This is a genomic window from Flavobacterium sp. SP2 (assembly GCF_057626655.1).
Window position 1 is genome coordinate 52,803 of sequence record NZ_JBVHBT010000006.1, and the last position, 12,617, is coordinate 65,419.

Genomic DNA, 12,617 nt, shown 5'->3' on the forward strand with positions numbered 1-12,617 from the left:
CCATCAAATTTAATAAGGTATAAAACACAAAAAAATACGACAGATGTCGTATTTTGATGTTAGTTACCGAGTACTAACTAAGATTTTTTCTTGAAAATTAAATAGGTTGTGGCATAGTAAACCGATTTTTCGGTCATCATGCCGTTTTCAAGATAAACTGTTTGATCTTTTGTACATACAATATCTTTTACTTGCAGATTTGAAATTTTAGAACTGAATAAACTACCTGTTTTTTCATTTCTAACTTCTGGAACTAGCTCTTTTCCAGATTCGTCTTTTACACGCAAAATTGTGGAACCATTTGGCAAATCAAACACTGAAAAAATGCGATAAGTATAACCTTCTTCTAACGGATAAGACGCTTGCAACATGTTTACATCGGCTAACAAAAAATTGGCTTTATCGACTTTCTTAAAGCCTTGTTCCTTTTGTGCTTTAATAATTTCTTTAACCATTTGCTCGTTGTAAACCGACTTGGTAATAAAATACGAGCCACCTTGATTGCCTTGAATAAATTGACTGTTCGCCACAGGTTTGTCACCAATATCTAAAAATGGTTTACGAGTTATTCCTTGCGCAAAAGCAGTTGCTACTATAAACATTAAAATCATAATTAATGTTGTAATTTTTAAGTTTTTCATTTTTAGGGTTTTTAATTAATTACTATTTAAAGTCAATATCGACCGGTATTAATAATGATTCCTTGTGGTCGTTCTTGTCCTGTTCCATGACAAGCATTACACTCGGTTGGCCAACTGTACTCTTTTCTGGTGTAACTATTTCCGTATTCATGAGTTACGGCTTGTCGTCCTGGCATTTGGGTAGTAAATTCTCGGTAAACTTTTACTGTTTTACTTGCACCAACGTGCATACCTATACCATTGCAAGCAGTACATTTTCTGGGTTTGCTTTGTTCTTCAGCAAGCTTTCTTGCTTTTTCTGCCACAGGATTTACTACTTTCGTTATTCTACCATCTACAACCGTTACGGTAGCTTTATTTGTTTCATAATAATAGTCACCTGACTTAGGTGTACCATCTTGATTAAAACTTCCAGTAAATGAAACGCCATCTTGTGTATAAACAAAAGTGCCATTTGCAAAAACATTATTTACAAAATTTCCTGTAAATACATTTCCCGACGCAAAATAGAATTTGCCTTCGCCAGATTTAACTCCGTATTCAAAATTGCCTTCATACCGATTGCCACTTTCAAATTTTATAATTCCAAATCCAGTGTAACAATCACCTTTTTCGCAACCGTCAACAGTTGGTGCATTACCTCCAATTACCACTCGACTTTCTCTTACTTTGACCTTTCCGTTAACATACGTCACAGGTTGAGGAACGTTTTTTTTATACAAAACTCCATCGCCATCTTCTTGCCCATCTTTAAAATTTCCGACAAATTTCTCTCCATTTCCATAATCCATTGTACCTTTTCCATTGGGTTTTTCGGAAGCAAAATTGCCTTCATAAACTGCAAATCCGTAATCGTATTTGCCGAAACCATTTTTACAATCACCAGAAATACATTGAGAAAACGAGTATATAACTTGGAATAAAAAGAAAATTAAAATTGCTTTTTTCATTATCTGAAATTTATAATTTTACCTAATTCCATATCCATCAGAATTAATTTTTTGTGAATACTCCTTAATACCTAAACCAGTCATTTTTTGATCTACTTGCTGTTGTGAAGCATAAGGCATCCATTCGTATTTCGAGAATAATCTCTTAAAAGTTTCATCTTTATCCGACATTATTTTTGCATACAAAATATCTGACGAAGCAAGACTTTTTCCATAAACATAATAGGTGTTGGCAGAAACGAACTGGCCGCTTTGAATGTTATAAAGTACCAAGCAACCAAGATAGTTTGGTACATCATTTGGACGTAAATCTGAATGGATATAAACCGTGACGGATTTATTTTCTAAATTGTAGTACAACTGAAAAACTTTTCGATTGTTTTTTAAATACAAGACACTTTTCAACTTGTCCTTGTGCTTTTTTTCTTGTTTCTCTACTTTCTTTTTTAGCTTACTTACATTAGCCAATTCATCAAAAATTCTTTCGGCATTTTCAAAAACAAAAATTCCATTTGCATTTTTAGAGTCAAAACCTTGATAAAAAAAGTATTCTTCGGGTAGATTTTTCTTTGAATATTTTAAATAAGTTGCTTCACTGTAACCAATAAACGCATCCTTTTTTGAATTCAAAATAGACAAATTAGAATAATTGTAAGTTGTTATCCATTGCTTTTCTTTGTAATTTCCTTTACTTGTTTGAAAACCTGTTGCAGCATCATTGACAATTTTATTCACATCGTTGGTAAAGATTTGTTCAGTAACTTCTTGCGAAAAAAGCATATTAAAAAGTAGTAATGCACCAATTAAAAATTTCGTTTTCATGTGTAAAATTATTTAGTTAAAACCCCGTAAAATATCAACACATGTTCTTTACTACTGCTTATGTATTGCAAAACCAATTCGCCTTTTGTGTTGGTTAGTTCCGTAATATCTTCTCCATTGCTATTGTAATCTCTACCTTTATAATTGCCAGATTTTACCATTTCATTCAACTCGTTGATGTATTGTTTCGAGATTGATGCAAAAATTCGTAACATCATGGAATCCATTTGTTCTATATTAAATGTGATCAGGTAGATGTGTCCGTCTTTTGGGCTAACCGAAATTAAAGTTTTAGATATAGGCATATCTTCAATTTTCGAGCTGTACAATTTGTAGTTTTTCTCGGTATTATCCTGCAACAAGTCTTTCTTTAAATTATCAAACTGATTGGGAATTTCCTTAACCACTTGTCTAAATTGAAGAATTACATCGCTTTGTGCCATAATTCTAACCGTAGAAAGTAATAGAATTGTTATAAAAAATAGTTTTTTCATGGTCTAAAATTTTAAAATTATTTTTTTGGTCCAACAAATAGTAATAAATGCTCGTTTGGTTTAATTCGATATTCGAGTATTTTTTCTCCCAAATCACTTTTTACTTCGGTGATTAATGTTCCATCACTAGCTTTATAATCGCGAACAACATACTTCCCTGTTTTCGCCATTGCATCTATTTCATCAAAATATTGTTTAGAAACCAATACAAAGAAATCTTTAGTTTGCTGGTTCATTGCATCGAGATTGAAGATTACTAAATATTGCGCGCCTCTTGTTCCATTAATTATCAAATTTCTATTGAACGATAAATTTTCAATCTTAGAACTGTATTCCTTAAAACCTGCTGCGACATTGTCAATTTTTAGCTCTTTCTGTAAGTTCACAAACTCGTTTGGCCTATCAGCAACTATGGTTCTAAAATCTTTAATAATTGGTGTTTGAGCCCAAACATTTGCGGCCATAATTATATTCACTACAACCAGTAAAAGTGATTTTTTCATGATTTCTATTTTTAATTTTTATAAATTATTTATTTTTTTCTGCGTCTAATCGTTGTGCTTTTTGCTGGTACTGTAATGCTAAGTTTTGGTCGCCACCAGTTCTCATAATTCCAATTGCCATGAGCATATTTGCCATTGCATCTTCGGTATTTATAGCCAATAATTGTTCTGCAATTTGTTTTACCTTATAAAAATCTTGTTTATCAACATAAACCGTTGCAAGGTTAGCGCGATGTTCCATTGATTGCGGATTCATGGCGATAGCTTTAGTAAGATAATTTATAGCCATATCATAATTCTTCAATTTATAAGCGACAATTCCTGCATTACCATATGCATTGCCGCTCAACTTATCCGGATTGGATGTTATTGCAGCATCATATTTTGCGTTAGCTTCTTCAAAGCGTTGGTTTTGTAATAAAAATTCTCCGTATAAAGCGTCTATTGAATATTTATCAATTCCTTTAACTAAATAGGCTTTTGCAAAATAATCGTCGGCTTTATTTTCTCCCGATTTTAGACTCATTTGTGCAGCTTCAAGATAATTTAAAGCGTTTAAGGGATTTAATGTGATTTTAGTGTTTACATCTTTAAGCGCCTCAGCAAAATTTTGATTGTAACTATTAATTTGATATCGAGAATTTATAAAATCACTATTTTTAGGTTCCAATCGTATTGCTTCATTAAGGTCAGCAATCGCTTTGTCAAACATTCCTTTAGAAGAGAAAAGTTGTGCTCTACCAGCAAATCCAAGAGCAAATTGAGGATTGGATTTCACGGCATTGGACAAGGAACTTATGGCCGCATTTATATCGCCATCACGAAACTGATAAATTCCTCTCAAATAAAGAACTTTAGGTGTATTTGGAAACTTTTTTTCCAACAATTCTAAATTAGCAATAGCTTTTTGCTGATCATCTCCAGATAAAAGTTCCAACGATTTATCAAATTCTGCTTGAGATATTTGTGCAAAACATGAAAATGAAAACAGTGCAAGTAATAAAATTATTTTTTTCATATTGTTTGTGTTTATAATTTCAAAATTCTATAAATTATAAGCACAAAAAAATACGACAAACGTCGTATTTATGAAATTTCAAACAACTAAATGCTAGTTATTAAGTTTAATTTTAGCATTAAAATCCAACTCTTTCTCAATAGTAGTTCCATTATATTGTAAAGTCCAACCCATCGAATTAGTTAAAATTAACATTTTAGAAAGTTCGCTCATTAATCGGTTGGATGCATTAGTTTTGAGTGTTGATTTTTCAATTTTTTTAGCAAGATTAGCTTTAACTATCTTATTTATTTTGTTGTAATCCTCTCCAGTAAATTCATTTAAAGAACTTTGATTAATGTCATAATACTTTAAATCTGGATAAATTTTGATTTCCTCTTTTGGAATATTGGTAATTGTTAAAATTTTATTTTTAGCATCAATATCGTAAGTCACTTTACTTAAATCGAATGAAACTGTCACATCGGCATTAATAACAACTATTGCTTTTTTCTCGAAAGAAATAATATCTAGTAAATATTTTTTTTGATCTTTATAGGTCATAACTTCTGCAAAATGGCCTTCAGTTACAACTAATTTTCCCACATTTTTTATTTGTTGCTGAATAAGATTGGTATCATATTCTACCGTTGAATTTTCGCTACTTTTGGTAAATAATTGATAGGCTAAATATACAATTACAGCAATCAAAATTACAAAAACCCATTTGCGAGATTCGGTTAAAAACTGCATCAAATTTTGAAAAAAAGAAGGTTTATTGTTGGGAGTAATTGCTGGCATAAAATACTTATTAGTTTATACGAAAGTACAAAATCTTATGCCAATAATAGAGACTAACTATTATATTAAATTGTTGTTTTTAGCTTTTTGAATGGCTTCCAATTTATTATGAACTTGTAATTTCGAATAAATATTTTCGACATGCTTTCTAACTGTTCCAGACGATAGAAATAAATTATCTGCAATAGCGCTGTATTTTAATCCTTTGCTTAGTTGTTCTAAAACTTCAATTTCTCTAGTGGTTAAATTTATATCTTCCGCTTTACTACTAACTTGAAAATCGATTGGGTTTCTAAATAATTTTAAAGTTTTCATAGCAATAGAAGGTGTCATCGTTGCGCCACCATTTAAAGTTTCTAAAATTCCTTGATGTAGTTCTATGGGGTTAACTTCTTTTAGCAAATAACCATCTGCGCCTGCTTTTATTGCATTGAAGATATTTTCATCGTTGTCAAAAACGGTAAGCATTATAATTTTTATCTGCGGATATTTATTTTTAATAATACTTGTAGCTTCAATTCCGTTCATAATTGGCATTTCGATATCCATCAAAATCATGTCTAAATTATGATTTTTATCTACTTTTTCAACTGCATTTTTCCCATCGTAAGCGGTAAATTTCACATCGAAATCTTCAAAAAAAGAAAGTTTTTCCTGAGTAGATTTTACTAAAAAAGAATTATCGTCTACAATAGCTAATTTTATCATAACAAAGAATTTATTATTGTAAATGTACCGTGTTTTTTGACTTTTAGAAATACGTACTTTTTCGTATTTACCTATCCTTCGATTATTATTTCGATTTTTGTTCCTTCAGTAGTTGATGTTAATGCAAACTTACCTCCTATTTCTTCAATTCGCTTTTGCATATTATTTAGACCGTTTCCTTTTTCAATTTCATTTTCGTTAAAACCTGTTCCATTGTCCTTTATAATAATATTTATTTTTTCGGATTGCAATCTTACATTCACAGAAATTACTTGGGCTCCAGAATATTTTATAGCATTATTTATTGCTTCTTGAATGGTTCTGTAAACATTTATTCCCTCAACAGCAGTCAATATTTTGGTTTTTAAATCGTCATCAATGGCAAACGAAAAACTAATATTCTCTTGAGCTTCTCGAGCTTTTTCTATATAATTATTAATTCTGTTTTCCAAATCTTGAAACGTAATCTGATCGGAATTCATTGCCCAAATAGTATCTCGAAGTTCAATTATTGTATCTTTAGCAAACGTACTAATGTTGGATAATTTAGATTCTAACTTCTCATTATTAATATCAAAACCATATTTCACATTATCTACAGATGAAATTATAAAGGTAAGTTGCGATCCAATATTATCGTGCAAATCTCTAGATATTGAAAGTCGTTGTTCCTGCAGTTTATTTTGATTTTCGATTTCCTTAATTGCTGTTTTCAATTGAAATTCTTGCTCTTGTTGACGGTTTTTAAGCTTCTGCTGACTGTAAAGCAAATAACCTAAAACTGCTATGAATAATGTAATGACTGAAATTATCAACAACCAAGTATTCTTTCTCTTAGTTTCAATTTCGTTCCTGAACAACTCGTTTTTGAAAAGTAAAAGCTGTTTTTCTTTTTTCTCCGATTGGTATTTTGCTTCAAATAAATTGATGGCTTTTTTAAGTTCAATTCCATTTGTAATTTTATGTAGCGAATCACTTTTTTTATCAGACAAATAGGCTTGTTCAAAATTTTTCTCTTTCACAGCAATTTGTGAATCGAATTGATAAAACCAATTTAATCGTTCAACGTCATTGGTTTTTTTATTGACTTCAAATAACTTTTGGTTGTATTGTTTTGCCAAATCGAGTTTGTTTTTTTCAATATAAACTTCAACTAGTCCAGCATAAACGTTTTCAATAATATTAGATTCGGCTTCATTTTCAATACAAATTTTTTCTGCCTGTTTTAAGATTTCGTACGCTCTATCAAATTCTCTTAAATATAAATAGGATGTCGACATAATTGCATCTGCAATCGCAATTCCCATTAAATCATTAATTTCTCTTTTGATTTTAATTGCTTTTTCACAATTTTCAATAGCTAAATGATGTTTTTTTTGCTTTTGAACTATTTTGGCAATGTTTACATAATAGACTGACAAACCGTATTCGTCTTTTAATTTACTTCTAATTGCAAATGATTTTTTTAAGTATATTTCGGCAATTTTTAAATCGTCAATCTCATCATAAATCAATCCAATATTACTCAAAGCATTAGCTTGATGTTCAAGATTTCCGTTTTTCTCAAAAATTGCAAGTGCTTTATTGTAGTTAACTAAAGCTTCATAGTAATTTCCTTTATTCCAATCTAACAATCCGATATTATTCAATGCCGAACCTTCAACTGCCAAGGCTTTACATTTTTTAGCATAAACTATTGCTTTTCTATAAAACAAATAGGAACTGTCCATTTTTCCAGAAATATCGTAGGCAACTCCTTTTAAATTATAAGCTTTTGCATAGGCAAAATCTGATTTTTTTGTTTTAGCAATTGCAAAAATCGCTTCATAATATTTTCTAGATTCTTCTAAATTTGAAAATACTTCATTAAAAAAAAGTTTGTTGTACGCCACAATTCGTACAGAATCATTAGTGCTTTTGGTAGCAATAAAAAGCAAACTATCTTTCTCCTTTTTATTTTGGGAAAAAAGACAAGCAGAAAATACTAAAAATGCAAAGAGATAAAATTTCTTCATGAAAACGATTTAGACTTTATAAACTTACAAATTTTTTGTTAAAAAATAACACAAGAAACTTAAAATCAACTCATTATTATTTTTTTGAAATTACAGAAACAAATTCGTATTGTAAATCCATAATATTTTCATCAATAGAAATTCGAGCTTCCAACAATTTATTTTTAAGTTCATCCGATAATTTGAGGTGCAACGATTGCTGTTTCTGTTCTTGCAACAAATCGAAAATAACGTTTTGAAGAGTAGTTATTTTTTCAGAATGTATTTTTTTGTTCTGTTCAAATTGATAGGTTACATAAAGTATAACACCAATTAAAACGAAGATAATGCAGATTAATAGTACAATCATTTTATAAGTATTTAGAGCAAAATTAGAGCTTGTTGCAAGAATTAGAAATACGAATAATGTCGTATTTTATGTCTGTAAAAAATATTATTACTACCAAAAAAAGGCTTTAAAACGAATTTCACAGCCTTCCATAACACTATCTAAAAAACCCTTAATTATTCACTTTTATTTTTTCAACTTTCTTCTTTTTAAAAGCAAAAATAAATTCTCCATCGGCAGTAATGTCAATTCCATCGCCATACAATGGACTTCCTCCTTTACCCTTAGACTGTACCGAACCTTTGGTTTCTCCGTTGGTCATGTCAATACCGTAAATAATATTTTTACTATTACGCTGATCTCGCAAAAAGAAATTTCCATTTACATTGTACCACTGGTCAATTCCTCTTAGTTTTTCGGTTGCATAGGTTCTTTTGCCATCTTTCTTGAAATAAGCAGCCAAACCTTTTTCTGAAATCACTACAACTTTATCACCAAAATCAATAACGTCACTGGCTTTTCCAACATTGGCATCACTATGTTTTACATCAAATAATTGTTTTCCAGTTGCAATTTCATAGCTGTAAAATTCGTCGCCATCACCAACAAATACTGTTTTGTCTTCATCAATGATAAAATCTGTAATTCGTTTGTCAAATTTCTCAGATCGCCATGCTGTTGTTCCAGTTGTATCATCAAGAGACAAAACACTATTTTTTTGCGCTTTATAATCATCAAAAATATAAGGAACCCATTGTTTGGCACTTCCGCCACCAACTCCTCCTAAAGCCATAACTGCGCCAGTTGTTCCAGTTGATGCTTCTTCCCATCGGTATTCTTGCACCTGAACTTTTCCACCAACTTGAACCATAATTTTGTCTCCAGTTTTATAAATGTTTGGCATACAAAATGCACCTGTAACTTTCTCGGAAGTCCATAATAATTTACCAGATTGTAAATCGTGCTTTTCTACATATTTAGTTCTATCACGGTTTCCAAGCATCACGATATAAACTGCATTTTCTGTAAATAAAGGATCTGCAAGTGTTCTATAAATCTTAGTTCGCTTCTTGTTACCCAGCAATCCATTTCCAGTAGAACCTTTATCCATGTCGTTTTCGTAAACTGCTTCCCAAAGTTTTTGACCATTTTGATAATCAAAAACCTGCAATCCATTCAAGTAAACGAAGATTTTATTGTCTTTTATCCACATATCAATAATGGCACGACGCGTTACTAATTCTTTTTCGACTGTTCCTACGAAAGTTGCATCCCAAAGTATATCACCGTTTGCTGCATTTAATCGAACCATTTGATTTTTAAATCCTGCAAATAAAGCACCCAAAGCTGTTGGCTTAAAATTGATCATTATGATTTCGTTTCTCTTGGCATCGTACACATATTTTCCAACGCCACCTTTAAATCGGTTGGTTTCCCAAATTTTTTCTCCAGTATTTGCTTTTACCAAAATAACCGATGCTTTCTGCGAAATTAAGAAGGCATCCAATTCGCCAATATATTTTACCGTTTCCAATTCGCCTTCGTCCTGACCTTCTTCTGCTTTGGTTCCTTTTTGTATCAAATTTTGATATTCCTCAGAATTCCACATCTCTTTTCCTGTTGTCAAATCCAAAACAGCCACTCGATCTGAACCCAAACTACGTTCGTCAAACAGAAAAACATAACCGCCGTTATCTTTCCAGATTACATATTGGTATTCTGATTTATTGGTTTTGTTGGTTGTCAATTTATTGTAGTCGCCATTCCAGATTACTTTTCCTGTGTTGTCCAATACCGAAGCTGAATTGTCGTCAGTTCCAATAATGTAGTTTCCTTCACCGCTGCAAAGTGCAAGTCGCGTTGCCTTATTATCAAATTCAGATTCCCAAACTGTGGCAAAACTACCCGATTTTTTTCCTGCACCTGATTTGCCTTTTACTTTGTCTAAAAGTTTGCCAAATTGTGCTGAACTTGGCAATGTCGACATCAAACTAATGACCAACATTACTACTGTGATTTTTTTCATTATGTTTTGTTTTTAGGGTTTTTGGTTACTATTTAAAATGTAATTGTATAGCGAATTTTGTAGCGTTGCTGTTTCTTAAGTTTGAATCGAAATTTATGATCCAGAATATAATCTGACATAAAATTGATAAAATCTATATTTTTTATTTCCGATGCTACTTTAAAAAATGTGGATACTTTTCCGTTTTGAATTACACCAATATCTACAATCATTTCGCCTTTAACATCGGCAAACTTTTTACTTTTCCTTTTTGTAAAATCTGCCGAATGAAAGACCTCATCTATTTCTGCGATTACCGTTTCCGAGACAATTTCTTCATCGGTCAAAACTGGTCTTTGAGAAAATCCGCTGTAGGAATAAAAAAACAGGAAGAGAAAAAACAATCCGATGTGCTTAATTTTTAACATGGAAAATTGATTTAGTTACAAGACAAACCTAGAACTAAATCGAATAGGAAGAAATACGTAGAATATCGTATTTTTAGAATTTAATGTGATTTATTTTTTCTTGAACACTGGTAATCTTATGGTTAAGATTGTTCAAAAATTTCTGATGGCCTTCAGAATCCGCATTAAATGGTCGGTGTAAAAGTGATTTCTGAATGGAACAAACCTCGTTCATTATTGCAAACTCGGTTTCTGAAACATAATTTTCAAAGAATTTGATCCAGATATAATCAATTGCTGTTTGACTTGGATGCAACATATCATCAGCATAAAATCGATAATCGCGAAGTTCATCCATCATGATTTCGTAGGAAGGAAAGTAGTTTGCAGATTCTAGATTACAGATTACAGATTGCAAAGCAGTAATTAAATGCGCTTTACTTCTCTGATTTTCTACAAAACCATCTTTGATGTGACGAACTGGAGAAATGGTAAAAATAAAATTGCAGTCTGGATTAATTTTCTGAATTAAATTGATTGTATTTTCAATTGATTTTTCGATAATTGCTACCGATAAAATTTCTTTGTCAAATTGGTTTTGAGGTACTTTATGACAATTGGCGACAATGTTTTTTGAAGATTTATTTCGATAAACCCAACTCGTACCGTAAGTAATAATTATATGTGTTGCATTGGAAATTTGATTGAAAGTATCCGATAAAATCGAATTTAAATTATTTAAAAATTCTTCTTTATTTTCATTTGACAATTCGGAATGCACTTCGTAACAATGCCATAAATCATTATGCAAAAAAACATCATCTTCAGTAAATTGAATTTTATTGACAATTCGAGTAATCAATTTTTCAATTGAAACTGGATTGAAAATAATTCCAAACGGATTGGTTGTATTCTGAAATTTAAAATAATCAAATTTAGCACCCATATTTTCCGCAAAACAAGAACCCAAAGAAACTATCTTTGAAAAATAATCTATTTGATTTTTATGCTTGTTAATCGGTATTTTGGTAGTAAAGTTCATAAATTACATTTAAAACAAATTTAGATTTTTTTCAGAAAAAAACCCTCTCAATTTGAATTATTTGAAAGGGTTTAAAAGATTTGAATTCGACTAACTTACTTTAATCGTAATTTATTGGTAGATATATTGTATGCTTTCATTAAGAATACCCGAAGTTGAAGTACTCATAGTAAGCGGATAATCATCTGAATTATAGGTATAAGTATAATTATTAGTATTTGTAAAAGTTCCACTAGTTTGCACTCTAGTCAACAAATTATGAGCCACACCTGCATTATCTGAATCGGAATAAGCTGCAATTTTATCATATCCTTTGATGTTTTTATAAGGATGGTTTTTTGTATCGTACGTGTATGTGTAAGTTGTATCACTACCAAATCCAGATGAAGACACTTCTGAAGACACTTCACCATTAGAGAAAGATATAGTTCTGGTTGTACCTGGAGTAGTTTGAGAAACTGAATCACCAAAGTAAGAAACACCCGACACCGTTCCGTCAGCATTATAAGTGTAAACTTCTCTATCGCCATCATCATTTACAAAATCAACACTTACATAAGAGGTAAGCTTACCATCTGCATTGTAAGTATACGTTACTTTTTCTTCTAAGAAATCGGCATCGTCATAAAATTCAATTTTGGTAATTAAGTCGCCTGTATAATAAAACTTATCATAAGAATCGTCGTCGTCGTAAGAAATTTTGGTAAGATTAGTACCACTGTAATTATAGGTCATTGTATACGAACTTCCATCAAAAGGATCGGTTACAATTTCTTTTACCAACAATACCTCACCACTAGATGAAGATGAGGAACTATCGCTTGAACATGAGGCTAAAAAAAGTAGTAATGAACTGCAAGCTAGAACAAATTTTTTCATTGGCATAGTTTTAATTATTTGAGAT

14 protein-coding genes are annotated in these 12,617 nt (G+C 31.1%); all 14 read right to left on the bottom strand.

Annotated elements, in window-relative coordinates; all coding sequences use genetic code 11:
* Nucleotides 1–77: 77 nt before the first annotated feature.
* The 14 genes from ACZ098_RS12755 to ACZ098_RS12820 all read right to left on the bottom strand — a co-directional run bounded on the left by ACZ098_RS12755 (nt 78) and on the right by ACZ098_RS12820 (nt 12,592).
* On the bottom strand, nt 78–641 hold the full coding sequence (locus ACZ098_RS12755; RefSeq protein WP_487312138.1) for a hypothetical protein: 564 nt from the start codon (nt 639–641) through the stop codon (nt 78–80).
* A 32-nt stretch (nt 642–673) separates the two neighbouring features.
* Entirely contained in the window at nt 674–1,591 is a 918-nt protein-coding gene (locus ACZ098_RS12760; protein WP_487312139.1) for an MORN repeat-containing protein, read from the bottom strand.
* A gap of 18 nt (nt 1,592–1,609) precedes the next feature.
* Complete coding sequence (locus ACZ098_RS12765) at nt 1,610–2,413, bottom strand: hypothetical protein (protein ID WP_487312140.1); 804 nt, start codon at nt 2,411–2,413, stop codon at nt 1,610–1,612.
* 8 nt (nt 2,414–2,421) lie between these two features.
* Nucleotides 2,422–2,907, bottom strand: coding sequence for a hypothetical protein (locus ACZ098_RS12770; RefSeq protein WP_487312141.1), 486 nt, complete (start codon nt 2,905–2,907; stop codon nt 2,422–2,424).
* A gap of 17 nt (nt 2,908–2,924) precedes the next feature.
* Complete coding sequence (locus ACZ098_RS12775) at nt 2,925–3,410, bottom strand: hypothetical protein (protein ID WP_487312142.1); 486 nt, start codon at nt 3,408–3,410, stop codon at nt 2,925–2,927.
* Nucleotides 3,411–3,435: 25 nt separating this feature from the next.
* The gene (locus ACZ098_RS12780; RefSeq protein ID WP_487312143.1) at nt 3,436–4,428 is read right to left on the bottom strand and encodes a tetratricopeptide repeat protein; all 993 of its coding nucleotides are present in this window, start codon (nt 4,426–4,428) and stop codon (nt 3,436–3,438) included.
* Nucleotides 4,429–4,521: 93 nt separating this feature from the next.
* Nucleotides 4,522–5,160 carry a DUF4230 domain-containing protein gene (locus ACZ098_RS12785; protein WP_487312338.1) on the bottom strand — a complete coding sequence of 213 codons (639 nt, stop codon included), beginning with the start codon at nt 5,158–5,160 and terminating at the stop codon, nt 4,522–4,524.
* A gap of 108 nt (nt 5,161–5,268) precedes the next feature.
* Nucleotides 5,269–5,916: a response regulator gene (locus ACZ098_RS12790; RefSeq protein WP_487312144.1), complete on the bottom strand. Its 648-nt coding sequence runs from the start codon at nt 5,914–5,916 to the stop codon at nt 5,269–5,271.
* 71 nt (nt 5,917–5,987) lie between these two features.
* On the bottom strand, nt 5,988–7,931 hold the full coding sequence (locus ACZ098_RS12795) for a tetratricopeptide repeat-containing sensor histidine kinase (protein WP_487312145.1): 1,944 nt from the start codon (nt 7,929–7,931) through the stop codon (nt 5,988–5,990).
* A gap of 76 nt (nt 7,932–8,007) precedes the next feature.
* Nucleotides 8,008–8,280: a hypothetical protein gene (locus ACZ098_RS12800; protein WP_487312146.1), complete on the bottom strand. Its 273-nt coding sequence runs from the start codon at nt 8,278–8,280 to the stop codon at nt 8,008–8,010.
* Between the two features lie 151 nt (nt 8,281–8,431).
* A complete protein-coding gene (locus tag ACZ098_RS12805; protein ID WP_487312147.1) occupies nt 8,432–10,285 on the bottom strand; it encodes an outer membrane protein assembly factor BamB family protein in 1,854 nt (617 codons plus the stop codon).
* A 32-nt stretch (nt 10,286–10,317) separates the two neighbouring features.
* Nucleotides 10,318–10,692, bottom strand: a complete 375-nt coding sequence (locus ACZ098_RS12810; RefSeq protein WP_487312148.1) for a hypothetical protein — start codon at nt 10,690–10,692, stop codon at nt 10,318–10,320.
* A gap of 73 nt (nt 10,693–10,765) precedes the next feature.
* On the bottom strand, nt 10,766–11,713 hold the full coding sequence (locus ACZ098_RS12815) for a GSCFA domain-containing protein (RefSeq protein WP_487312149.1): 948 nt from the start codon (nt 11,711–11,713) through the stop codon (nt 10,766–10,768).
* Nucleotides 11,714–11,824: 111 nt separating this feature from the next.
* The gene (locus ACZ098_RS12820) at nt 11,825–12,592 is read right to left on the bottom strand and encodes a hypothetical protein (RefSeq protein WP_487312150.1); all 768 of its coding nucleotides are present in this window, start codon (nt 12,590–12,592) and stop codon (nt 11,825–11,827) included.
* Nucleotides 12,593–12,617 lie beyond the last annotated feature (25 nt).

What these genes read in the sequence shown, in the direction of transcription:
- ACZ098_RS12790 (WP_487312144.1), bottom strand. Translation starts at nt 5,916, where the DNA reads ATGATAAAATTAGCTATTGTAGACGATAATTCTTTTTTAGTAAAATCT.
- ACZ098_RS12775 (WP_487312142.1), bottom strand. Translation starts at nt 3,410, where the DNA reads ATGAAAAAATCACTTTTACTGGTTGTAGTGAATATAATTATGGCCGCA.
- ACZ098_RS12805 (WP_487312147.1), bottom strand. Translation starts at nt 10,285, where the DNA reads ATGAAAAAAATCACAGTAGTAATGTTGGTCATTAGTTTGATGTCGACA.
- ACZ098_RS12785 (WP_487312338.1), bottom strand. Translation starts at nt 5,160, where the DNA reads ATGCAGTTTTTAACCGAATCTCGCAAATGGGTTTTTGTAATTTTGATT.
- ACZ098_RS12760 (WP_487312139.1), bottom strand. Translation starts at nt 1,591, where the DNA reads ATGAAAAAAGCAATTTTAATTTTCTTTTTATTCCAAGTTATATACTCG.
- ACZ098_RS12780 (WP_487312143.1), bottom strand. Translation starts at nt 4,428, where the DNA reads ATGAAAAAAATAATTTTATTACTTGCACTGTTTTCATTTTCATGTTTT.
- ACZ098_RS12800 (WP_487312146.1), bottom strand. Translation starts at nt 8,280, where the DNA reads ATGATTGTACTATTAATCTGCATTATCTTCGTTTTAATTGGTGTTATA.
- ACZ098_RS12810 (WP_487312148.1), bottom strand. Translation starts at nt 10,692, where the DNA reads ATGTTAAAAATTAAGCACATCGGATTGTTTTTTCTCTTCCTGTTTTTT.
- ACZ098_RS12815 (WP_487312149.1), bottom strand. Translation starts at nt 11,713, where the DNA reads ATGAACTTTACTACCAAAATACCGATTAACAAGCATAAAAATCAAATA.
- ACZ098_RS12795 (WP_487312145.1), bottom strand. Translation starts at nt 7,931, where the DNA reads ATGAAGAAATTTTATCTCTTTGCATTTTTAGTATTTTCTGCTTGTCTT.
- ACZ098_RS12765 (WP_487312140.1), bottom strand. Translation starts at nt 2,413, where the DNA reads ATGAAAACGAAATTTTTAATTGGTGCATTACTACTTTTTAATATGCTT.
- ACZ098_RS12755 (WP_487312138.1), bottom strand. Translation starts at nt 641, where the DNA reads ATGAAAAACTTAAAAATTACAACATTAATTATGATTTTAATGTTTATA.
- ACZ098_RS12820 (WP_487312150.1), bottom strand. Translation starts at nt 12,592, where the DNA reads ATGAAAAAATTTGTTCTAGCTTGCAGTTCATTACTACTTTTTTTAGCC.
- ACZ098_RS12770 (WP_487312141.1), bottom strand. Translation starts at nt 2,907, where the DNA reads ATGAAAAAACTATTTTTTATAACAATTCTATTACTTTCTACGGTTAGA.